General features: G+C 67.7%; 18 protein-coding genes. 12 read left to right on the forward strand and 6 right to left on the reverse strand.

Features of this window, described 5'->3' with window-relative positions; genetic code table 11:
• The first annotated feature begins 179 nt into the window (after positions 1-179).
• The 4 genes from AC1DIN_RS08910 to AC1DIN_RS08925 are packed head-to-tail and all read left to right on the forward strand — an operon-like array spanning position 180 to position 7,269.
• The gene (locus AC1DIN_RS08910; RefSeq protein WP_476809473.1) at positions 180-965 is read left to right on the forward strand and encodes an IclR family transcriptional regulator; all 786 of its coding nucleotides are present in this window, start codon (positions 180-182) and stop codon (positions 963-965) included.
• Positions 962-4,810 carry a hydantoinase B/oxoprolinase family protein gene (locus AC1DIN_RS08915; RefSeq protein ID WP_476809474.1) on the forward strand — a complete coding sequence of 1,283 codons (3,849 nt, stop codon included), beginning with the start codon at positions 962-964 and terminating at the stop codon, positions 4,808-4,810. The genes AC1DIN_RS08910 and AC1DIN_RS08915 overlap by 4 nt, the downstream gene beginning before the upstream one ends.
• Before the next feature lie 54 nt (positions 4,811-4,864).
• Complete coding sequence (locus AC1DIN_RS08920) at positions 4,865-6,538, forward strand: OPT/YSL family transporter (protein WP_476809475.1); 1,674 nt, start codon at positions 4,865-4,867, stop codon at positions 6,536-6,538.
• A 59-nt stretch (positions 6,539-6,597) separates the two neighbouring features.
• The gene (locus AC1DIN_RS08925) at positions 6,598-7,269 is read left to right on the forward strand and encodes an AroM family protein (protein ID WP_476809476.1); all 672 of its coding nucleotides are present in this window, start codon (positions 6,598-6,600) and stop codon (positions 7,267-7,269) included.
• Positions 7,270-7,344: 75 nt separating this feature from the next.
• Here the strand turns inward: AC1DIN_RS08925 and AC1DIN_RS08930 are convergent, their stop codons facing one another.
• From AC1DIN_RS08930 to AC1DIN_RS08945, 4 genes are all read right to left on the reverse strand, one after another.
• Entirely contained in the window at positions 7,345-8,250 is a 906-nt protein-coding gene (locus AC1DIN_RS08930; RefSeq protein ID WP_476809477.1) for a TorF family putative porin, read from the reverse strand.
• A gap of 210 nt (positions 8,251-8,460) precedes the next feature.
• Complete coding sequence (locus AC1DIN_RS08935; RefSeq protein ID WP_476809478.1) at positions 8,461-9,879, reverse strand: L,D-transpeptidase family protein; 1,419 nt, start codon at positions 9,877-9,879, stop codon at positions 8,461-8,463.
• Between the two features lie 198 nt (positions 9,880-10,077).
• Entirely contained in the window at positions 10,078-11,031 is a 954-nt protein-coding gene (locus AC1DIN_RS08940) for an acetyl-CoA carboxylase carboxyltransferase subunit alpha (protein WP_441469398.1), read from the reverse strand.
• A gap of 102 nt (positions 11,032-11,133) precedes the next feature.
• Positions 11,134-11,901 carry a class I SAM-dependent methyltransferase gene (locus AC1DIN_RS08945; protein ID WP_441469397.1) on the reverse strand — a complete coding sequence of 256 codons (768 nt, stop codon included), beginning with the start codon at positions 11,899-11,901 and terminating at the stop codon, positions 11,134-11,136.
• A 157-nt stretch (positions 11,902-12,058) separates the two neighbouring features.
• Between AC1DIN_RS08945 and gloB the strand changes: the two genes are divergently transcribed.
• From gloB to AC1DIN_RS08960, 3 genes are read left to right on the forward strand one after another with little or no spacing between them, the layout of a single operon-like run.
• Positions 12,059-12,823: a hydroxyacylglutathione hydrolase gene (gene gloB, locus AC1DIN_RS08950; RefSeq protein ID WP_476809479.1), complete on the forward strand. Its 765-nt coding sequence runs from the start codon at positions 12,059-12,061 to the stop codon at positions 12,821-12,823.
• 8 nt (positions 12,824-12,831) lie between these two features.
• Positions 12,832-13,287: a cupin domain-containing protein gene (locus AC1DIN_RS08955; protein ID WP_476809742.1), complete on the forward strand. Its 456-nt coding sequence runs from the start codon at positions 12,832-12,834 to the stop codon at positions 13,285-13,287.
• Position 13,288: 1 nt separating this feature from the next.
• Positions 13,289-14,047, forward strand: coding sequence for a GNAT family N-acetyltransferase (locus AC1DIN_RS08960; protein ID WP_476809480.1), 759 nt, complete (start codon positions 13,289-13,291; stop codon positions 14,045-14,047).
• A gap of 111 nt (positions 14,048-14,158) precedes the next feature.
• Here AC1DIN_RS08960 and AC1DIN_RS08965 read toward each other — a convergent pair whose 3' ends face one another.
• Positions 14,159-14,635, reverse strand: a complete 477-nt coding sequence (locus tag AC1DIN_RS08965) for a DUF2938 domain-containing protein (RefSeq protein ID WP_476809481.1) — start codon at positions 14,633-14,635, stop codon at positions 14,159-14,161.
• Between the two features lie 188 nt (positions 14,636-14,823).
• On the opposite strand from AC1DIN_RS08965, the gene AC1DIN_RS08970 reads away from it, so the two are divergent.
• From AC1DIN_RS08970 to AC1DIN_RS08990, 5 genes are all read left to right on the forward strand, one after another.
• Positions 14,824-15,927 (forward strand): ROK family protein, encoded by a 1,104-nt coding sequence (locus AC1DIN_RS08970; RefSeq protein ID WP_476809482.1) that lies wholly within the window; start codon positions 14,824-14,826, stop codon positions 15,925-15,927.
• Between the two features lie 305 nt (positions 15,928-16,232).
• On the forward strand, positions 16,233-18,764 hold the full coding sequence (locus AC1DIN_RS08975; protein WP_476809483.1) for a DUF3772 domain-containing protein: 2,532 nt from the start codon (positions 16,233-16,235) through the stop codon (positions 18,762-18,764).
• 4 nt (positions 18,765-18,768) lie between these two features.
• Complete coding sequence (locus tag AC1DIN_RS08980; RefSeq protein ID WP_441469391.1) at positions 18,769-19,293, forward strand: CAP domain-containing protein; 525 nt, start codon at positions 18,769-18,771, stop codon at positions 19,291-19,293.
• A 99-nt stretch (positions 19,294-19,392) separates the two neighbouring features.
• Positions 19,393-20,595: a winged helix-turn-helix domain-containing protein gene (locus AC1DIN_RS08985; RefSeq protein WP_476809484.1), complete on the forward strand. Its 1,203-nt coding sequence runs from the start codon at positions 19,393-19,395 to the stop codon at positions 20,593-20,595.
• Positions 20,596-20,696: 101 nt separating this feature from the next.
• Positions 20,697-21,398 (forward strand): DUF930 domain-containing protein, encoded by a 702-nt coding sequence (locus tag AC1DIN_RS08990; RefSeq protein ID WP_476809485.1) that lies wholly within the window; start codon positions 20,697-20,699, stop codon positions 21,396-21,398.
• 59 nt (positions 21,399-21,457) lie between these two features.
• Here the strand turns inward: AC1DIN_RS08990 and AC1DIN_RS08995 are convergent, their stop codons facing one another.
• Complete coding sequence (locus AC1DIN_RS08995) at positions 21,458-21,862, reverse strand: (deoxy)nucleoside triphosphate pyrophosphohydrolase (protein ID WP_476809486.1); 405 nt, start codon at positions 21,860-21,862, stop codon at positions 21,458-21,460.
• Positions 21,863-21,869: the final 7 nt, after the last annotated feature.

A 21,869-nucleotide genomic window follows, 5' to 3' on the forward strand; every position in this document is an offset into this window, starting at 1 on the left:
GCGGCGGCCGGAGAAAGCCGACCTAAAGGCGGGGATACAGCCGAGCATGGCGGGCGTCGAGACGGCGGAACGCGCAGCGGCCGCGTGCGATCACAGGATTGACATCTTTATTGACCGGCGTATCGTTCCTGATATTGCAACTCAAGTTCCATTTAATGGAACTTCTAAGGTTCATCCCGATGTCCATCCTGTCGTCGGCCGTGGATGTGCTTCGTTGCTTCTCGAGCACCCGTCACGACGTGACAGTGACCGATCTCGTTTCTCTGCTGGGCATGCCGAAGAGCAACGCCTCGCGGCTGCTGCGGGCGATGCGGGACGAGGGGCTTCTCGAAACGGTCGGTGACAGCAAGCGCTATCGCCCCTCGCTGCTGCTCAACCAGGTCGGGCATCTCTATCGCTTTGCGGCCTCGCTGATCGACCGCGCCGATGCGGTGGTCGGCAAGATCTCCGACCAGATCGGGCATACCGGCTATATCAGCGTCCGCCGCGGCAACGAGATCGTCGGCGTCACCGCCCATCCGGGGCGCCATGCGCTGCGCGTCGTCACCGCGATCGGCGACCGCATCCCCGCCTTCGCTTCCAGCACCGGCCGCGCACTGCTCGCCAGGCTCTCGAACGACGAGGTCCGTGCGCTCTATCCGGCGGACTTCACCGCTCCCTCCGAAACCGCGCCGCAGACCATGGACGAGCTGCTGGCCCGCCTCGCCGTGGTCCGGCGCGCCGGCTTCGCCGAATCCCATGACGAGGCGGTGCGCGGCGTGCGCGCCATCTCGGTCGCCGTCGGCGATCCAGCTACCGGCGACGAGGTTGCGATCTGCATCTCCTTCCCGGCTGCCACGGTCGAGCCGGCCGAGCGCCTCGCCATCATCCGTTCGCTGGGGGAGGGCGCCGCCGAGATCGCGGCCCTGACCCAGGACAAGCGCTTCCTTCCCTTGAACCTTCCCATCGCGGAGATCGCTCCATGAGCAATCGTTGGCGTATCGGCTTCGACATCGGCGGCACCTTCACCGATTTCATCCTCTACGACTCGCAGGAGCGCTCGGTTCGGCTGCACAAACGCCTGACGACGCCGCACGACCCGTCCGAGGCCGCGCTGATCGGCCTCGGCGAACTCACCGAGATGGCCGGGATCACGCTGGCTGATGTCGGCGATATCGTCCACGGCACGACGCTGGTCACCAATGCCGTGATCGAGCGCAAGGGCTCCAAGCTCGGCCTGATCACTACGAAGGGCTTTCGCGACATCCTCGAAATGGGGACGGAGCAGCGCTACGACATCTACGACCTGTTCCTGACCTTCCCCGATCCGCTGGTCTCGCGCGAACATCGCCTCGAAGTGGCCGAGCGCATGGATCGCGACGGCCAAGTCGTGACCGCGCTCGACGCGGATGCCGTGCGCAAGGCCGCCCGCGAGCTCGAAGCCGCCGGCTGCGAGGCGATCGCGGTCTGCTTCCTCAACAGCTACCGCAACCCGGCACATGAGCAGGAAGCCGGCCGCATCGTCCGCGAGACCTGCCCGGAGCTCACCGTCTCGCTGTCGAGCGAGGTCGTGGCCGAGATCTGGGAGTACCAACGCTTCGTCACCACGGCGGCCAATGCTTATGTCCAGCCGCTGATGCGGCGCTATCTGCAGCGGCTGGAGCGTGAGCTCGCCGCCCGCTCCTTCCGCGGCTCGCTGACGCTGATGCACTCGGCCGGCGGCCTCGTCTCGCCCGAGACGGCGCGCACCTTCCCGATCCGCCTGCTCGAAAGCGGTCCGGCCGGCGGCGGCCTTGCCACGGCCCTGTTCGGCGAGCTCGCCGGCCATAAGGACGTGATCTCCTTCGACATGGGCGGCACTACCGCCAAGGCCTGCATGATCGAGGATGGCCGCGCCGAGATCGCGCCGATGCTCGAAGCCGGCCGCGTCAACCGCTTCGCCAAGGGCTCCGGCCTGCCGATCAAGGCCCCGGTCATCGACATGATCGAGATCGGCGCCGGCGGCGGCTCGATCGCGGCGATCGACGAGGTCGGCCTGCTCAAGGTCGGCCCGCATTCGGCCGGCTCCGATCCGGGCCCGGCCTGCTACGGCATGGGCGGCACCAAGCCGACCGTGACCGACGCCAATCTCGTGCTCGGCTATTACGATCCGGGCTTCTTCCTGGGCGGGCGCATGGCGCTCGACCTTGAGGCGGCGCGCAAGGCCGTCTCGACGGTCGCCGAGCCGCTCGGCCTCTCGATCGAGGAAGCAGCCTGGGGCATCCACAAGGTCGTGGTCGAGAGCATGGGCGCGGCCGCCCGCGTCCACCTCGTCGAGAAGGGCAAGGACCCCCGCCACTACGCCATGGTCGGGTTCGGCGGCGCCGGCCCGGCCCATGCGGTCGACGTCGCTCGCGTGCTCGGCGTCAGGCAGGTCATCATCCCGCCGGCCTCGGGCGCGGCTTCCGCGCTCGGCTTCCTCGCTGCGCCGCTCTCCTTCGACATGGTGCGCTCGCTGCCGGTCGAGTTTTCCGAGGGCTTCGATGCCGAGGCCGTCAACGCCGTGCTCAGGGACCTCGAGGCCGAGGGCCGCAAGCACCTGATCGAGGCCGGGGTGAAGCCGGAGGACGTCACGGTCGAGCGCTCGGGCGATATGCGCCTCGTCGGCCAGATGCACGATATCGCCGTGCCGCTGCCGGCCGGCACCATCGATGCTTCCAGCCTGGAAGCGATCCGCGCTGCCTTCAGCAAGGCTTATTCCGCCCGCTACACCTCGGTCTATGAGGGCGCGCGGCTGGAGGCGATCAACTTCCGCGTCCGCTGCGCCGGGCCCGTCCCGACCCTGTCGCTCTCTGGAGCAGCCGGCGGCGGCGATGCGACGGCCAAGATAAAGGGCACCCGCAAGGCCTGGTTCGAGGGTGGCTGGAGCGAGGCGACGGTCTATGACCGCTATGCGCTGCGCTCCGGAGACACCGTCAAGGGGCCGGCGATCATCGAGGAGCGCGAGGCGACCACCATCATCCCGCCGGGCGACAGCGTCGCCATCGACGATGTGCTGAACCTGCTCATCCATGTCGGCCAGGCCAATGCGGTCGAGACCTCGATCACAGCCGACATGCCGCTGGCCGAGGCCGCGCGCCGCATCGAGGCCGATCCGATCTCGCTCGAGATCATGTGGAGCCGCATGATCAATGTCGTCGAGGAGATGTGGCTGACGGTCTGCCGCACCGCCTTTTCGCTGGTGATCTCGGAGGCGCAGGACTTCGCCTGCGAGCTCCTCGATCCCGAAGGCGAGACGCTGGCGCACAGTCCACGCGCCATGCCGGTGTTCAACCTGACGCTGCCGCGCGCGGTCAAGGCGCTGCTGGAGCGCTATCCGGCGGATACGCTCGAGCCCGGCGACGTGCTGATCACCAACGATCCCTGGCTCTGCGCCGGCCATCTCTTCGACATCGCGGTGGTCACCCCCGTCTTCCTCGGCGACCGGGTCGTCGGACTGATGGGCACGGTCGGCCACGTCTCCGACATCGGCGGCACCAAGGATTCGCTGCGCGCTCGCGAGATCTACGAGGAAGGCTTCCAGATCCCGCCGATGAAGCTCTACGAGGCCGGCCGGATCAACGAGACGCTGGTGCGCCTGCTCGGCGAGAACGTGCGCAATTCCGAGCAGGTGCTCGGCGATCTCCACTCCTTCGTCGCGGCGAACGCGATCGGCGCCGAGCGGCTGCAGTCCTTCCTCACCGATTACGGCATGCAGGATCTGCGGGCGCTCGCCCATGTCGTGCAGAGCCGTTCGGAGAAGGCGATGCGCGAGGCGATCCGCGCGCTGCCGGACGGCACCTATCACGGCACCGTCTCGAACAACCCGCTGGGTACGCCGATGACCTATCCGCTGGCGCTGACGGTGAAGGGCGACACGATCCATCTCGACTTCGCCGGAGCGCCGCCGCAGCTCTCGCAGGGTGGGCTGAACTGCACGCTCAACTATACGATGGCGCATGCGACCTATCCGCTGAAATGCATGCTGACGCCTAATGTCCGCGGCAATGCCGGCTGCTACCGCGCCTTCACGGTCGAGGCCCCGAAGGGCTCGATCCTGAACTGCGACAAGCCGCTGGCGGTGAACCTGCGCACCCGCACCGGCTGGTATCTGGCGCCGAACATCTTCCGCGCCTTGTCCAAGGCGGCGCCGAAGCAGGTCCAGGCCTTCACCGGCCTGCCGGTGGCGGCGAACGTCTATGGCCGCGATGCGGCCGGCGACACCTATTCCGACATGCTTTTCTGCGGCGGCGGCCAGGGCGGCTCGGCCCAGGGCGACGGCAAGTCGGGTCTGCTTTACCCGACCTCGGCGGCCAACACCTCGATCGAGACCTTCGAATCGCGGGTGCCGGTACTGGTGGTCGAGAAGACCTATCTCACCGATTCCGGCGGCGCCGGCCAGCATCGCGGTGGCCTCGGCCAGCGCGTGCGGTTGCGCAAGCTCTCCGATGACGGGCTGCCGACGCTGGTCTCGCTCTATCCGGAAGGGGTCAACAACCCGATCCCGGGCCTGTTCGGCGGCAAGGCCGGCGGCGGGGCTTCGGGCCGGGTCATCGACGAGCAGGGCCATGTGCTGAAGGACGTCGGCACCGGCGAGCTCGTCCAGGTCAGGCAACCACATGAGATCGTCGAGCTCGTGCTGGCAGGCGGCGCCGGTTACGGCCCGGCCTCGGAGCGCTCGCGGGAGGCGATTGCCCGCGACGTCGCGCTCGGCCTCGTTTCGCCGGAAGCCGCCAAGCGCGATTACGGCGTGCAGGGAACGCATGCCACGCAGGACGTTGGCGAGGCCAAGGCCGGCATCCTGGTTGCCTGACGGGCTGCATCGAAACGCAAACAGCCCGCAAGGGGCGATTATGGGGACTGAGGCATGAACAATCCGACTGGAGGAGTGCCTCAGCGGCACCCGAGCCTATTCGAGCCGGCGACGCTGCTGCTCATTGCCATTCTTTGCGTCTTCGGCGCGATCATCGGCATGCAGCTTCTGGTGTCGCTCGGCATCACCGCGAACACCTCGCTGATCGGCGCGCTCGCCGCCATGGCGCTGGCGCGGGTGCCGCTCACGATCTTCGCCCGCTACCGCTCGATCCATGTGCAGAACCTGGCCCAGAGCGCGATCTCCTCGGCCACCTTCGGCGCGGCGAACAGCCTGCTCCTGCCGGTCGGCATTCCCTGGCTGCTCGGCCGACCGGACCTCGTGCTGCCGATGCTGGCGGGCGCCTTCTTCGCCATGCTGCTCGACGCCTATCTGCTCTACCGGATGTTCGATTCCCGCGTCTTCCCGGCGACCGGTGCCTGGCCGCCGGGCGTCGCCGCAGCCGAGGCGATCAAGGCCGGCGACGAGGGCGGGCGCAAGGCGGTGCTGATGGGCATCGGCTTCGGCACCGGCGTCGTCGCCTCCTTCATCAAGATCCCGCTCGCCTGGATCGGCTTCGCGGGCTCGGCCGCTGTCACCGGAATCCCGATGTCGGCCTTCGGCGTCGCCTTCATCGGCAATATCTGGGCGCTGCTGATGTTCGGCGTCGGCCTGCTGCTGCGCGGCTATTCCGGCCCGCTCTTCGGCGGACCTTTGTTCGAGACCATCATCCCGAAGGGCGACCTGATGGCCGCCTATATCCCGCATGGCTTCATGATCGGCGCCGGCCTCGTCGCGCTCCTGCAGGTTGCGCTGCTGCTGTTCCGGCGCAGCGATGCCGCCAAGGCTGACGAAGCCAGGGCCGGTGTCAGCGATGCGGAGGTGCGCCGCGCGCTCGGCCTCGGCACCGTCGGCTATCTCGCCATCGCCATCTTCATCGCGGCCGTCGGGGGCCTGATGAGTGACATGTCGATCGGTATGCTGATCCTGTTCGTGCTCTACGCCGCCTTCGCGGCCTATGTGCATGAGCTGATCGTCGGCCTCGCCGCGATGCATTCGGGCTGGTTCCCGGCCTTCGCGGTGGCGCTGATCACGCTGATCATCGGCATGCTGATCGGCTTCCCGATGCCGGCGCTGGCGCTGCTCGTCGGCTTCTCGGCCGCAACCGGCCCTGCCTTTGCCGATATGGGCTATGACCTCAAGGCTGGTTATCTGCTGCGCGGCAATGGTGCGGACCCCGCCTTCGAGCTTGATGGTCGCCGCCAGCAGCTCTTTGCCGCGATGTTCGCCTTCGTGGTCGCCGGCGCGGTCGTGCTGTTCTCCTACCAGTCCTTCTTCGATCAGAACCTCGTCGCACCCGTGAACAAGGTCTATGCCGCGACGATCAAGGCGGGCGTGGCTGATGGCGTCGCCTGGCAGCTCTTCCTCTGGGCGATCCCCGGCGCGATCCTGCAGTTCATCGGCGGGCCGAAGCGGCAGATCGGCGTGCTCTTCGCCACCGGCCTCCTGATCAACTTCCCGATGGCGGGCTGGGCGGTGCTGGCCGGCATCCTCTGCCGGGTGGTCTGGGAGAAGCTGCGCGGCAAGAGCGGCGAGGGCGACATGGAGGTCTTCGCCGCTGGCGTCATCGCCGGCGACGCGATCTTCTCCTTCTTCGACTCCGTCTCGAAGAACTTCTGGAAGCGTTGAGGGACCGAGGCCCGGACGGGAGACCGCCCGGGCCTTTCGAACTGGGAAAGCGCGAGACCATGAGCAAGCTCGGAACCCTAACCATCGGCCAGGCGCCGCGGGCCGACATCACGCCGATCCTGGATGCGGTGCTCGATGCGAACCTGCCGCGACGCCATGCCGGCGTACTCGACGGTCTCAGCCGCTCCGAGATCGAACGCGATTTCGCGGCAGAGCCGAGCCGGCCGGTGTTGATCACGAAGCTGCTCGACGGCAGCGCAGTCGTCATCGACCGTGCCCGCACCGAGAAGGCCGCTCAGCGCAAGCTCGCCATGCTGGAGGACGAAGGCTGCAGCACCATCCTGATGCTCTGCACGGGCCATTTCGAGAGCCTGAATACGGAGAAGGCGCGGCTCGTCGAGCCTGACCGCATCCTGCCGCCCGCCCTGGCAGCGCTGACGCAAGGCGCGCAACTCGGGATCATCGTGCCTCTGGCCGAGCAGATCTCCTCGGAGGCCGGCAAATGGGCGCCGCTCGGCCGCGCTCCGCTCTATGCCGCTGCCTCGCCCTATGGCGGCGACGGTGCGTCGGTCACGGAAGCCGCAAGCGGGTTGTCCGGGCGCGGCGCCGAGATTTTGCTGATGGATTGCATGGGCTTCGTCGAGCGGCATCGCCGGGAGGCGGCGGAAGCCGGTCTGCCGGTCATCCTGTCGAACAGCCTGATCGCCAAGCTGGTTTCCGAGATCGTCTGACGACGAGGCTGCGTCGGCCGAAACGCAAAGGCCGCCCCGTGGGGCGGCCGGTGTTTTGCGTGGTCGGTCTTCGCCTTATTTCGTCGCGAAGACGCCGAGGCTGCTCGCGGTGATGTCGAAGGAGAGCGTCGCGACGACGGCGGCACCGCACCAATTGGAACGACCCGTGCCGCTGGCGATGCCGCGCGGATCAGCCGTCAGCAGGAAGCAGTCGTTCTTGGACAGGTCGGTGTCGTGATAGCGCAGGTCGGCGGTGACGTTCTTCCAGGTATAGGAGACGCCGGCGTTCCAGTAGGTGTAGTCGGGCAGGTTGGTCGGCGGCACGGTCGACCAGATCGCGAGGTTGGTGGTGCCGAGCCAGTAGTGACCGAGCTCGCCGGAGACCGACAAGCCTTCGAGGAAGGGCAGGTTGTACTTGGCCGTGAGCGAAGCATAGGTGCCGCTCGCGCCGGTGCCGAGCCAGTCCCAGGCGTAGAAGACGTTGGCGCCGAGCGTCAGGCTCTCGGCGAAGGTGTAGGAGACCTTGCCGTAGACCTCGGTGAAGTCGGTGTTCTTCGGCGTCCAGAACACGCCGGCACCGTCGATCAGCTGCTTTTCGGCGGGGTAGTAATATTGCCATACGCCGAAGTCGAAGGAGAGGTCGCCGAATTTCGGCCGGATGCCGCCGTAGAAGTCGATCTCGGCGTTGGGGCTCGTGGCGAGATCGACGTTCGAGCCGTAGACGCCGAGATAAAACAGATTGTTGTAGATCTGAAGCTCGGCGCCGCCCTGGATGGCCGGCTTGCGATCGGTCTGCGAAATGCCGCGGAAGTTGTAGTCGGTCATGCCCTTCACGCTGAAGGCGACGTCGAACCAGGTGATCGCCGGGACGACCGGGGCGGGCGGCGGCCCCTTTTTGCTCGGCAGGTCCGAGGCTTGGGCTGCGCCCATCGCAGTCGCCAGGCTCAAACCCAGAATCGAGGAACGGAAGAAATCGGACATCTGCAGAAACCCCTCGCCGCGCATTGATTGCGCTGTCGTCGCATCAAGCGGGCGAGGCCGGTTTGCCGGCAAGGCGAGATTTTGGGCGCTTCGCCCACGCAAAAAGCAAAGGCCCTCGAAACAAGGGCCTTCGCGCCTGCGAAGCAGGCAAATTCAATTATAGCGTGTGCTGTGCTGTTTTAGTCACAGTGCGCGACGGCAGCGCTGGGCTCAGCGAGTCGTCGGCTGGCTCGCGTAGCCGGCCATCGACTGGTCGAGGCTCGACGTCTTCAGCCCATTGGCCCGGCGCGGCGGCAGCGGCGCGCTGGTGCTGGTCGGCGTTGCCGGGACGACCGAGGCGATGGGCGCGCTGCCCTGGTCAGCCGTGGCGCTGGAACCGCCGCCGAAGACCGGCATGAAGCTGAGCGCGCGCTGCAGCAGGGGCTTTTCCTCGGCGGGTGCGGCCGGGGCGACCGGCGTCGAAGCCGCGCTCGCCAGCACAGGCGCCTGGAGGGCGTTGCCGGGGGCGACCTTGGCGAGCTGCGTCGCGGCCGGGGCTGCTGCCGGGCGCGGTGCAGCGGCAGGCTTTTGCTCGGGCTTGGCCGCCTCTTCCGCAGGGGCGGCGGCGATGGCGGCGAGCACGGCGTCATTGTCGGCCGAGGCAGCGCGGACGGTCGCCTTCGCCTTGCCCGAGTCGTCGAGGACGACGACGCGCGGGCCGACCGAGAGGGCATCGACGCGGCTGACGCCGACATCCCTGGACCCCCAGGACGCCGAGCGGTTGAGCGCATCGGAGCCGCCGGAAAGCAGGGTCTGCTTGAAGGACGAGTGCTGGTCGCCGTCGTCATAGATCAGCTTGATCGCCGGCGTGCCCTTAGCGACGAGCGAGGCGACCTGGACCTCATCCTGCTGGCGCTTCGCGGCGACGGCGGCCGGAGCCGAGCCGCCGTTGAAGACATAGCGGCCGCCGGTCACTGAGACGGCGGGCTCGTCGCGGGTGACCTCGAAATAATCCGTGCCTTCCTTCAGGTTCTTCCAGAAGGCGATGTTGGGGTCGAGGCGATGCTTGGCGAGGTTCTCCGGCGTCATCCGGAAGGGCAGGGCCTGCATCTGCACGGCGCGCTGGCCGGCGTTCTGCGCCTCGCGCACCAGCGCGTAGATCTCGCCGATCTGGTCGTCGGTCATCGAGTAGCAGCCGGCCGAGGAGCAGGCGCCGTGGACCATCAGATGCGCGCCGGTGCGGCCATGCGCCCGGTCATAGGCGTTCGGGTAGCCCATGTTGAACGAGACGTAATAGGACGAGTTCGGGTTCATCTGCTGAGGTGCGATAGCATAGAAGCCCTCGGGAGCCATGCGATCGCCCTCGCGCACCTTCGGGCCGAGCTGGCCGGACCAGCGGCACATCGGGAAGGTCTTGAGCAGGGCGTACTGACCGTCGGCCTTGCGCTTCCAGACCTCGAGCTCCGACTCCTTCTTGTAGGAGCGGATCAGGATCGGCTGATCCTTGCTCATGCCCTTCTCGGACATCAGCGCGTAGGTCGCGGTCGGGATCGGAATGTTGTGCCGGGCGGAGCCGCGATAACGCTCCTCCTCACAGGCTGCCAGCGTCAATGCAACAAAAGCCACGAGCGCGAGTTGCTTGATTGCCACGTCGTCAATCCCATCGAATGGCAGGCCGGGGGTGCGACCTGTGACTTCGCAAGACGGCCAAATTGTGCCCGTCGACTCGTTGTAGAAGCGTTAGCCTTGAGGGTTCCTTACCATAGGCTCGCCGAGTCTGGCCACATGGTCAACGGCCGGTAAAGAGCCCCCGTCTTCGCCGGGGGAGATATCTCATTTCGAGATTGCTCAGAGATTGCGCCCGATCGCGAGGAACTTTTCGGCCCGCTTCGCGACGATATCCTCGCCGCTGAGGCCAGCGAGATCGCCGAGCGCAGCCGCGATCGCGTCGCCAGCGCGGCTGATCGCCGCGTGCGCGTCTCGGTGGGCGCCGCCGGTCGGCTCCTGCACGATCCGGTCGATGACGCCGAACTTCAGCAGGTCCTGCGCCGTGATCTTCATGCCGGTGGCGGCGTCCTGCGCGCGGGCGGTGTCGCGCCAGAGGATCGAAGCTGCGCCTTCGGGCGAGATCACCGAATAGATCGCATGCTCCAGCATCAGCACGCGGCTGGCTGCGGCGATGGCGATGGCGCCGCCCGAGCCGCCCTCGCCGATGACGAGCGCGACGCTGGGGCTGCGCAGCCCCAGCCACGTTTCCGTCGAGCGGGCGATGGCCTCGGCCTGGCCACGCTCCTCGGCCTCGATGCCGGGATAGGCGCCAGCGGTGTCGACGAAGCTCAGCACCGGTAGGCCGAAGCGGTCTGCCATTTCCGCGAGGCGCACGGCCTTGCGGTAGCCTTCGGGCTTGGGCATGCCGAAATTGTGCCGGATGCGGGTCTCGGTCGAATCCCCCTTCTCCTGGCCGATGACGCAGACCGGCTCGCCGCGGAAGCGGCCGAAGCCGCCGACGATGGCCTCGTCCTCGCCAAAGGCGCGGTCGCCGGCGAGCGGCGTGAATTCCTCGATCAGCCCGGCGCAGTAATCCTTGAAGTGCGGGCGCTGCGGATGGCGCGCCACAAGCGTCTTCTGCCAGGGCGTCAGCGCGGCATAGATGTCCTTCAGCGCCTGGCTGGCCTTGGCGTCGAGCTTGCCGATCTCTTCCGACAGGGAAATGCCGTCGCCGCGTGCCTCGAGGGCCCGCAATTCATCCGCCTTCGCCTCCAGTTCGGCGACCGGTTTCTCGAAATCCAGATAGCTACGCATCGTGATCCAGTTCAGAATCCGCGCGAAAATCGGGCGGAACAGCGGTTTACGGCACAACCGGCGCGAAAGGCGGCGGACCTTGGCCGCGCCCCGGCAAAAAAGTCAACCCGTCCGGCTTTCCGTCGGCGGGGCCGCCGCGCGCGGGGTGGGAGCGGGCTGCGGCAGCAGGATTGGACGCAGCGCGAAGCTGCGCCGCGTCGCGCGCAGGGGCGCGCGCCGGTAGAACTGCTTGGTCGCGTCGATGACATGCACGCCCGCGAAGGGCAGGGACAGGCCGGCGCCGATCTGCTCCCAGACAGGGGCGGAACGCATCAGGAGCCGCCGCTGCAGCGGCGGGACGTAGAGCGCCTCCGCCCAATGCTCTGGCGAGAATTCGGCGGCGCGCATCAGCGCCGACAGCTGGCGGCGGCTGAAGGGGCGGCCCTGGCCGAAGGGCGTGCCGTCCATCCGGGCCCAGAGTCCACGCCGGTTCGGCACGACGAGGATCATCCGCCCGCCGGGATTGAGGACGCGCGCGACCTCGTCGAGCAGGTCGTCCGGGCTTTCCGTCTCCTCCAGCGCATGCACGAGGACGACACGGTCGATCGAGGCGGTCGGCAGCGGCAGCAGGGTGGGTTCGACCAGAGCCGAGGCGGAAAGGCCGGGCGCCGGCCAGTTCACCACGCCCTGCGCCGCCGGCATGAAGGCGATGGTCCGCTCGGCATCGATGCCGAGCACGGAAAGATAGGGCGTCGAAAAGCCGAGGCCGAGGAGGCGCTGGCGCGAGCAGTCGGGCCAGAAGCGCAGCATCGTTCGGCCGATGAAGCGCCGGGCCACATGGCCGAGCGGGCTGGCATAGAAGGCGCGCAGGTCGACGACGTCGAGAGGCATGGCGCTTGAGATGGAACGCCGCGCGGCCGAACGCAAGGGCAGGGCGGCGGCGGCAGGGGCCTGCTGTGTCGTTGCGGGTTGATCGGAGGCCGGGCATGGCTCATTCAGGAAGGCGATCATCCGCCCGCGCGACGGGCCGACCCTCCCGGAGGAAGCCATGCCGCTCGACCTTCACGTCTTCCGCACGCTCAGCGACAATGCCGGCGCGCTGCTCCACGATCCCGCCACCGGCGCCTGCGCGGCCATCGACGTGCCCGATGCCGGCGAGATGCTGGCCGCCGCCCGGCAGAAGGGCTGGACGATCAGCGACATCTTCATCACCCACGCGCATCACGATCACACGCAGGGCGTCGCGGAGGTGAAGCAGGTGACCGGTGCCACGGTCATCGGCCCGGCCGACGCTCGCGCCAGCGCGCCGCTAGACAAGGTGGTCGGCGAGGGCGATGCCGTCTCGCTCGGCGGGGAGCGCTTCGAGATCTGGCATACGCCCGGTCATTCCGACGGGCATCTCAGCTATGTCGGGCGCGGTGCGAAGCTCGCCCTCGTCGGCGACGTTGTTTTCGTCATGGGCTGCGGGCGCGTCCAGCCGGGACAGATGGAGCGGATGTGGACCTCGCTGTCGCGGCTGATGGCGCTGCCGGGCGATACGCGTCTCCTCGGCGGCCATGACTACACCCTGGCCAATGCCCGCTTCGCCCGCTCCGTCGATCCGGCGAACGAGGCGCTCAAGGCGCGCTTCGCCGAAGCCGAGAAGGCCAAGGCCGACGGCCGCTTCTGGGCGCTGACCACAGTGGCGGACGAGCAGGCGACAAACCCGTTCTTCCGTGCGGGCGAAGGCGCTCTCGCCGCTGCCGTCGGGCTGGTGGGCGCTTCGGCCGACAAGGTCTTCGCGGCGCTGCGCGAAGCCAAGAACCGGTTCTGACCATGCCGATGCGGCTCGACGGGCTGACGGCGGCCGAGGTCATCCGGCTGCTCGAACTCAAGCCTCATCCCGAGGGCGGCCATTACCGCGAGACCTTCCGCGATCCGGCCGGGCCGGAGGCCAGGGGCTTCTCGACCGCGATCTACTACCTGCTCGACACCGGCGAGACCTCGGAATGGCATCGCGTCGATGCTGCCGAGATCTGGCATCATTATGCCGGCGCGCCGCTGGTCATCACCGTCTCACCCAACGGTCATGACGCCTCGGCCCATCACCTCGGCACCGAGCTTGCCACCGGCCAGCGGCCGCAATTCGTGGTGCCGGCCGGCTGGTGGCAGAGCGCGACCTCGCTCGGCGCCTGGACGCTGGTGGGCTGCACGGTCGCGCCGGGGTTCGAATTTTCGGGTTTCGAGATGGCGCCGCCGGGCTGGCGGCCGACGCCGCGCAAGCCGGCTGGGGGATGACATGCTGACAAAGACGGAAGACAGCGCGCTCGTGCTCGGCTGCGAGCGGCGGATCGTCAATGCCTGGCCGGCCCTCTCGACGCTCATCGTTGGCGATTGGGCGCTGCGCTTTGCCAACGGCTATTCCGGGCGTGCCAATTCGGCGACGCCGCTGGTTTATGGCGCCGAGCTCGACGATGCGACGCTCGACCTGATCGCGGAACTCTATCGCGCCGATGGGCTGGCGCCGAGCATCAGGCTGACCCCGCTCGTCACTGATGCGACCCGCGCCGCGGTGCTGGAGCGCGGCTACCGGGTCAAAGACAAGTCCTTCGGCCAGATCGCGCCGCTCGCTGACATCGCCGCCTCGGAGGAGCCTGAATTGCAGATCGAGGCGCGGCCGAGCCTCGAATGGATCGCCGGCGTCGCCGCCCTTCAGAGCGGAATCAAGACCCATGTCGGCAATCTCGCGGCGATCGTCGAGCGCGTCAGGCTGCCGGCCGCCTTCGCCACCTGGCTGGTCGAGGGCGAGGCCGTCGCCTTCGGCATGAGCGTGGCCGAGCGCGGCATGGCGGAGATCGGCCTGATCTGCGTTCATCCCGGCCATCGCGGCCATGGCTTCGGCCGCAGGATCGTCCGCGGGCTGATGGGCTGGGCCGGCGCGATGAGCTGCCACAGCGCCTATCTGCAGGTCGAACAGAGCAACGCGGTCGCGATCAATCTCTATGGCAGCCTCGGCTTCCGCACGCTCTACCAGTACGAGACGCGCATTCTCGATTGAGGCTGTCCAGGCCGTCATTCTCGGGCTTGACCCGAGAATCGCAGGCCGGAAGAGGCAACCGAGCCTCCGCGTCACGAGATGCCGGGGCAAGTCCGGGCATCTCGGAGGAGATCACCGTATCAGCAGCGCGGTGCCGTAGAGCCCGATGGCGAAGAGGGTGTGGCTGACGAAGTTGAGCAGGCGGATCTGGCCGGCATTCGGCTTCCTGGAGGCGGCGACACCCATGCCCATGCCCGGCTGCAGAACAAACCAGCCGCAGCCGATCGTTGCCCAGCCGACGATCAGTGCCGGCAGGAAGGTCGGGTTGCGAGCCCAGTCCGCGCCCCAGATCGCCAGCACGATGCCGGCGAAGGCGATGCCGACCAGATAGTGGCAGATCCAGCCGATCGCGAGCTCGCCGGCGACGGGCTCGGACTTGGCGATGTCGTCATGCCAGACGCGGCCGCGCGGCAGATGGGCGAACCAGCGCCCCGGCATCGCCCAGTTCGGCTTGGGCAGCCCGAAAAGCCGCAGGAACTGTGCCCACAGATCAGTGAGCGCCGTCGCTCCGGCCCCGATGACGATCATGCGCAAAATCAGATCGGACACGCTTTATCCCCCCAGGCCACACGACATGGCTCGACTGGTTGGAGCGGTGATTGGTGCGTCGGTCAACTGTGGGGCGGGTCCGGACATGCGGGGGTGTGCTGCATGCGGCGCATCGCCCGGGCTTGGGAACCGCGTCCTGCCCTGCGGGGTTTGCCCTGACGAATCCGCGCTGACTGAGGGGACCCTCCATGGCCACGGCAACCGCCGAGACATCACGCAACGCCGCGACCGGGCCGCATGGTGCGACCGAGCTGCCGTCGGTCGCGATTACCAGCTACAATCTGGAGGTTCGGGACGATGACGGCTTCGTCGGCGACAAGGCGAGCCGCAGCGCCTTCGTCGGGCATCTGGATGCGCTGCGCAACCATTTGAGGCGCAATGGCGATGACCCGCTGAAGGGCAAGACCGCCGAGATCAGCAAGAGGGAACTCGATGCCCTGATCAAGGAAGGCGATGCCGCGGAGGCCGCCCTGGTGCTCAGCGCGGTTGAGGGCTTCGCTCAATCGCTCGCCTTCGTCATCCGCCGCTTCGCTCGCCTGAAGAGCTGGGCCTTGGTCGAGCGCATCGTCGTCGGCGGCGGTTTCCGGGAGAGTCGTGTCGGCGAACTCGCCATTGCGCGCGCCGCCATCATCCTGCGCACCGACGGGCGCGCGCTCGATCTCGTACCGGTCAGGCATCATCCGGACGAAGCCGGCCTTGTCGGCAGCGCGCATCTTGCGCCGAAATGGATGTTCGAGGCCTATGACAGTCTCGTCGCGGTCGATATCGGCGGCTCGAACATCCGCGCCGGCATCGTCGAGCTCAGGCAGAAGAAGTCGCCGGATCTGAGCAAGGCGCGGGTCTGGAAATCCGAGCTCTGGCGCCATGCCGACGAGGAGCCGAGCCGCGATCAGGCGATCAAGCGGCTGGGCAAGATGCTGCGGGACCAGATCGAGAATGCCGAGACGGAGGGCCTGAGGGTCGCGCCCTTTATCGGTGTCGGTTGTCCCGGCCTGATCCAGCCGGACGGGGCGATCGAGCGCGGCGCGCAGAACCTTCCGGGCAACTGGGAAAGCAGCCGCTTCAACCTCGTCGACAGCATCCGCCAACTCGTCCCCGCGATCGGCGACCACGAGACGGAAATCGTGATGCACAACGACGCCGTCATCCAGGGGCTGAGCGAGATGCCGGCGATGCAGGATGTCGAGAACTGGGCGGTTCTGACGATCGGGACGGGGCTCGGCAATGCCAGCTACCACAACCGCGACAAGGTCAAGGCCGGCAAGAAGGACAAGGCGGAAGGCAAGCGCTGATCCCGGCACGCTGCAGCGCGATGCCATCTTGAGGTCGTGTTTTGCGGCGATGAGCGGGTCGGAGCCGCTTCCGGCTCATCAGCCCCGCCGTTATCCGAGGAGCCTCAGCCTTGTTGGCCGCCGAATTCCGCTCTCCGTCTTGCCTTGCGGGCACGGCTGTGCCGAGGGTCGAGCCCGAGGCGAATCATTCCAGGGGGCAGGGCGGCACCACCATGGCAGCACGCGTGGCGCAAACGCCGTTCCAAAACCTCACGCGGGTTCTGGTCACATGCTTGCTCTGGCTTGCGTTGGCCATGGCGGCGGCAATGCCCTCCCTTGCCCAGACGACGGCAGCACCAGCCGAACCCGGCAGCCCCCGGGCGCGCCTCGATGCGATCCGCACCGAGCTCGCGCAGATCGAGACGACCCTCGCATCTCCGGAGGCGAGCGATACGGAACTGCAGAGGCAGCGCGTCCGCCTGCAGCCCTCGCTCGACCAGCTGCGCGTCATCATCGATGAGCAGACGCCGCGTGTCGACCAGGCCAAGCTCCGGCTCGACCAGCTCGGCGCGAAACCCGACGCCAATGCGCCGCCCGAGAGCGCCGAGATCACGCGTGATCGCGAGGCCCGCGCCAAGGCCTATGCCGATGCCGACGAGATTCTGAAGATCGCCAAGGCCTCGCTGTTGCAGGCGGAGCAGCTGCAGAGCGCGATCGGCGACAAGCGCCGCGAGATTTTCGCCAAGACGCTCTTCGCCGCCGGACCTTCCGTTGCCAACCCCGAAGTCTGGGGCAACGCCATCGCGACGGCGCCGGAGGATCTGCGGGCCTCCGGCTATATCTTCGGCGGCTGGCTGGAAGGCGTGAGCGATGCCTTCTCCGGCACGCGAGGCGGCGTGGTCGCGCTCGCTTTTCTCGGTGCCATCCTGCTCTATGTCGCCAGGGCGCGCTATCTGCCGCGCTTCAAGGCGCGTTTCAGCAACACGCAGGACACCGGTAACCTGCACTGCCTCTATATCGCGCTGGCCCATATCGTCGCGGGTGCCGCGCCGCCGGTGCTGGCGAGCTGGCTGATCTACAAGGCGCTGAGCACGACCGGGCTCTTGCCGCCGCGCATCCAGCCGGTGATATGGGCCGTGGTCGTCGGCCTTGCCTTCTTCGCCTTCGTCCAGGCCCTGGCCGACGCCCTGTTCGCGCCGTCCAGCCCGCAGCGGCGCATGATCAGCGTGATGGACCCGACGGCGCGCAGCGCCGTCTGGATCGCTTCTTCGCTGGCGCTCGTGATGTCGGTCGGCAAGGTCTTCGAGGCCTGGCTGCAGGCGATCGCGGCCGGCCTCGCGATCTCGATCATCGTCAAGGCGCTCTTTGCCATCCTCTTCGCCCTGACGCTGATCGCCGGACTTTACCAGATCCGCGATGACGACGAGGTCGAGCAGGAGGCGTGTCTCGGCCCCTATGTGCCGGTGGATGGAGCGAGTCTCGGCCCGGTCCGGATCCTCGGCTGGGTCATGGGCTTCCTCATCATCGCCTCGGCACTTAGCGGCTATGTCGTCTTCGCCGCCTTTCTGGCCGAGCAGACGCTCTGGATCGGCATCGTCGCCTGCCTGTTCCTGCTGGCCTTCCAGTTCATCGATCTCGGTGTTCCGCGTCTCCTGACCGGCAAGGGCCGCTTTGCCCTCACGCTCAAGGCCGGAATGGGGCTGCGCAGCACCACACTGGACAAGGTGGCCGTGATCGGTGTCGGCGCGCTGAAGCTGCTGCTGATCGCCGTCACGGTCCTCATGGTGCTTGCGCCCTGGGGCCTGGAATCGACCGATTTCCTGGTTTCGCTGCGGGCCGCCTTCTTCGGCTTCCAGGTCGGCGGCGTCACGATCTCGCTCTCGACCATCGTTGTCTTCGCCTTCGTCTTCGGGCTCGGCCTTGCCGCGACGCGGGCGCTGCAGCGCTGGCTCGACAACCAGTTCCTGCCGACGACTGCACTCGATCCTGGCCTGCGCAACTCGATCAGCACAGCGGCGGGCTATGTCGGCTATATCGGCGCAGTGGCGATCGCGGTTTCGGCGGTGGGCCTGAGCCTCGAGCGTTTGACGCTGGTCGCTTCGGCCCTGTCCGTCGGTATCGGTTTCGGCCTGCAGTCGGTGGTGTCGAACTTCGTCTCGGGTCTCATCCTGCTCTGGGAACGGCCGATCCGCGTCGGCGATCAGGTGCTGGTCGGCGACATCGAAGGCATCGTCAAACGCATCAACGTCCGCTCGACCGAAATCGCGACCTTCGACCGCTCGACGGTGATCGTCCCGAACTCGAACCTGATTTCCGGCGTGGTGCGCAACCGCGTCCGCAACGATCGGACCGGCCGTGTGCTGATTGCGCTCTCGGTCCCGCGCTCCCTGGAGGCCGGGCAGGTCCGGGCCATGCTGTCCGAAGTGGCCGCGAACCATGGCGACGTGATGCAGAAGCCGCCGCCGGTTGTGCAGTTCAAGAAGCTGGGCACCACGACGATGGATTTCGAATTGGTCTGCGTGGTGGGCGATGTCGAGATCGTCGGACGTGTGACCAGCGATCTCAATTTCGCCATCCACAAGCGCCTCGCCGAGATGGAGCCGGTTGCCGAAACGCCGCAGCTGATCGTGCGTGGGCTGGAAGGCGTCGAGCACTCCCTCGACAGCATCGCTACGGCAGTCGGGCGGGGAGATGCAGGCGGGCGGGCGAAGCGGGCGGCTACGAAGCCGGCCGCGTCTGCCGCTGCTCGCCGTTCCCGCAAGCCGCTCGAGGCTGACGAGACCGAGGAGGCCGCCGAAGCGGCGAAGCCCGCACCGCTCCCGGCGCTCGAGCCCGCCAAAGAAGACAGCAAGGAATGATCGGATGCCCAGCTTTTTGCGCCGCGCCGCGGGTTCGCGCGCGATGACCTGCCCGGCTGCGCTGGTCGGCGCGCTCGCCCTTCTCGGTGTCGCGGGCTGCACCGAGCCGCAGCGCCAGGGCCAGCCCGCCTTTTATCGCGATCTCGGCTCGGCCTCGGCCCAGGTCGATGCCGAGCAGGCGCGGGCGATGATCTCGGCCTATCGCCTCAATGCCGGGCTCGGCACGCTGACGCTCGACCCGGCGCTGGTCGAGGCCGCGCAGCGCGAGGCCGCGGCGATGGCGGCGTCCGACAAGCCGGTGCAGGCCGATGCGGTCAAGGCGCGGCTTGCCAAGGAAGGCCAGCCGGGGGCTGAGGCCAATCTCTCCGCCGGCTACCGGCGTCTTGCCGAGGCCTTCTCCGGCTGGCGGGATTCGCCCCAGCATGACCGCGTCATGAAGGATGCTAGGGCCAAGCGCATGGGCATCGCGACCGCCTATGCACCGGGCTCGAAATATCAGGTCTACTGGGCGCTGATCGTCGCGCCGTGAGGGCGTGCGGCTGAGGCTCTCGCGCTCCCGCCATGGGCTGTCAGCGGCCGCGAGCTGCGCCCCTTACGGCGCGGCGCGGACGGGGCTAGCCTGCGGGTCATGCCTCCGCGACCCCGCAAGCCCCATTCTCTGACGACCGAACAGGCCCGGCGCATCTGGCTCCACGCCCAGCGTCTCGACACGCGCGAGCCCTTCGGGGCCGGGCCTGCCGCGGCGCGGAAGGCGGTCGAGCAACTCGGCTATGTGCAGATCGACACGATCAACGTGATCGAGCGCTGCCACCATCACATTCTCTATGCCCGCATCCCCGGTTATCGCCGGGCCGACCTCGCCCATCTGCAAGCGGTCGAGAAGAGCGTCTTCGAATACTGGACGCATGCGCTGTCATATGTACCGACCCGCGACATCCGCTATTTCCTGCCCGAGATGAAGGCGCATCGCGAGGAGCCGAAGCGCTGGTCGGCGGTCGGCGCCCGCGAGGAGACGCGCAAGCTCCTGCGCCGCATCCGCAGGGACGGGGCGCTGACGATCCGCGACATCGAGGAGGAGTTGATCGAGAAGGCGCATCTCTGGGCCAGCAAGAAGCCGTCCAAGGGTCTGCTGGAACGCGCCTTCTACGACGGCGAACTTGCGATCGCGGCGCGCGCGGGCATGCTCAAGACCTATGAGCTGTTCGACCGGCACTTCCAGTGGGAGAAGAAGCCGACACCCGCGAGCGAGCGGCAGGTCACGGCCTACAAGCTCGACAGGGCGCTGCGCGCGCAGGGGCTCGTCAGCCTCGATTCCGCCTGCCATCTCGATGCGCCGAGCAAGAAGGGGGTGGCGGAGCTGATCGCCGCCCGCGCCAAGCGCAAGGAACTGGTCGAGGTCGCGGTGGAGGGGGCCGGCAAGACGCAGCATTGGGCGAAGCCGGCATCGCTGGAGCAGTTGGAAGCGCCGGAGGAGACGCTGATCCACATTCTCTCGCCCTTCGATCCGCTGATGATCCAACGCAAGCGGGCGAAGCTCTTCTTCGATTACGCCCACATCTTCGAGGCCTATCTGCCGAAGGAGAAGCGGGTTTACGGCTATTTCGGCCTCCCGGTGCTGGCGGGGGACCGGATCGTCGCGGTGCTCGACCTCAAGACCGACCGGGCCGCCGGCAAGCTGCTGATGCAGCAATGGAGCTGGCTCGACGGCCATGAGGCACCTCCACTCAAGGCGGCGATCGAGGAGGAGCTGCAGCGCTTCGAGCGCTTCCAGCTCGGGCGGGGCGAAGCCGAGCTGGAGCTGCTGCCCGAGATCACAAAAATGTCGGCTTAATCGGCGCTGTTGCGCTCTTCAGGGGCGAAGCGCGAAACGAGCCGATGGCAGCGAAATTCCGGACCGGTGCCTTCGTGCCGCTGCAGGATGCGGCCTGAGCCGTGCCGGCCGCGAGCCGTACGCGCTGGGCGATGCCCGATCCCGGCCTGCCGGTCGCATCGCTCATCCATGCGGCGCTGCTGGCCTGGCTCGCTTCCGTCGCCATCCAGCAATTTGACGAGATGCCGGCCTTCGTCGAGCAGAGCGTCGATGTCGAGCTGCAGACGCCCGAGCAGTTCGAGGCGATGATCCGCCCGCCGCCACCGCCGCCACTCGCGCCGCCGGCCGAGTCCGCTCCTGTGCCGGAGCCGGCACCGCCGCCCTCCGTGCCAACCGCGCCGATACCCGCGCAACCCCCGGTTTCTGCCGAGCCGGACGGGCTCGTCCGGCCGCGGCGCCTGCTGTCGCAGCAGGTTCTCGCCGATCCGCGCAGCCGCGAGACATTGGCGATGCTGCCGCGCCTGGCACCGGATGAGCGCGTCGAGCAGCTCTGCGGGCTGGAGGCGATGGGCCAGATCCATGCATGGCAGCGCAGTTACGAACCCGACCGGGTCACCGCCTACGCCACGGCCGACATCCGCTATGCCGGCCATATCCTGCAGGCGGAGGGCGCTGCCTTCCGCAGCCGGCGGCGCTGGTATGGGCTGCGTTTCGAATGCACGATTTCCGCCGATCTCAAGCGGGTGACGGCCTTCGCCTTCCAGGTCGGGGACCCGATCCCGCAGGCCCGCTGGCAGACGCTCGGCCTGCCGGCCGTGCATTGAGCGGGTGACTTGGAGCACGCTGATTTGACGGCGTTGTTCCGTCAAAATCCCGGTAGGCTCTAGGCGCCCAGCAGATCGATCAGCGGCGGGATCAGCGGTTCGTCGGCCGGGGGCATGGCGAGGTCGCGCAGCTTGCCGGGGCGGACCCATTTCAGCGCCTGCCCTTCACCGGAGATCACCGTTCCCTCCCAGCGCCGGCAGATATAGAGCGGCATCAGCAGATGGAACTCGGGATAGGCGTAGCTGGCGAAGGTCAGCGGCGCGAGGCAATCCTCCTTCACGGTGATGCCGAGTTCTTCATGAAGCTCGCGGATGAGCGCCGGCTCGGGCCGCTCGCCGGTTTCGAGCTTGCCGCCCGGGAATTCCCAGAGCCCGGCCAGCGCCTTGCCTTCCGGACGCTGGGTGACGAGCACGCGGTCGTCGGCATCAATCAGGGCGCAGGCGACGACGAGGAGCAGCTTCAAGGGGACG

This window comes from Allobosea sp. 05T438 (genome assembly GCF_056396025.1).

What these genes read in the sequence shown, in the direction of transcription:
- AC1DIN_RS08940 (WP_441469398.1), bottom strand. Translation starts at nt 11,031, where the DNA reads ATGCGTAGCTATCTGGATTTCGAGAAACCGGTCGCCGAACTGGAGGCG.
- gloB (WP_476809479.1), top strand. Translation starts at nt 12,059, where the DNA reads ATGCCGCTCGACCTTCACGTCTTCCGCACGCTCAGCGACAATGCCGGC.
- AC1DIN_RS08980 (WP_441469391.1), top strand. Translation starts at nt 18,769, where the DNA reads ATGCCCAGCTTTTTGCGCCGCGCCGCGGGTTCGCGCGCGATGACCTGC.
- AC1DIN_RS08910 (WP_476809473.1), top strand. Translation starts at nt 180, where the DNA reads ATGTCCATCCTGTCGTCGGCCGTGGATGTGCTTCGTTGCTTCTCGAGC.
- AC1DIN_RS08945 (WP_441469397.1), bottom strand. Translation starts at nt 11,901, where the DNA reads ATGCCTCTCGACGTCGTCGACCTGCGCGCCTTCTATGCCAGCCCGCTC.
- AC1DIN_RS08985 (WP_476809484.1), top strand. Translation starts at nt 19,393, where the DNA reads ATGCCTCCGCGACCCCGCAAGCCCCATTCTCTGACGACCGAACAGGCC.
- AC1DIN_RS08960 (WP_476809480.1), top strand. Translation starts at nt 13,289, where the DNA reads ATGCTGACAAAGACGGAAGACAGCGCGCTCGTGCTCGGCTGCGAGCGG.
- AC1DIN_RS08920 (WP_476809475.1), top strand. Translation starts at nt 4,865, where the DNA reads ATGAACAATCCGACTGGAGGAGTGCCTCAGCGGCACCCGAGCCTATTC.
- AC1DIN_RS08925 (WP_476809476.1), top strand. Translation starts at nt 6,598, where the DNA reads ATGAGCAAGCTCGGAACCCTAACCATCGGCCAGGCGCCGCGGGCCGAC.
- AC1DIN_RS08970 (WP_476809482.1), top strand. Translation starts at nt 14,824, where the DNA reads ATGGCCACGGCAACCGCCGAGACATCACGCAACGCCGCGACCGGGCCG.
- AC1DIN_RS08975 (WP_476809483.1), top strand. Translation starts at nt 16,233, where the DNA reads ATGCCCTCCCTTGCCCAGACGACGGCAGCACCAGCCGAACCCGGCAGC.
- AC1DIN_RS08930 (WP_476809477.1), bottom strand. Translation starts at nt 8,250, where the DNA reads ATGTCCGATTTCTTCCGTTCCTCGATTCTGGGTTTGAGCCTGGCGACT.
- AC1DIN_RS08955 (WP_476809742.1), top strand. Translation starts at nt 12,832, where the DNA reads ATGCGGCTCGACGGGCTGACGGCGGCCGAGGTCATCCGGCTGCTCGAA.
- AC1DIN_RS08915 (WP_476809474.1), top strand. Translation starts at nt 962, where the DNA reads ATGAGCAATCGTTGGCGTATCGGCTTCGACATCGGCGGCACCTTCACC.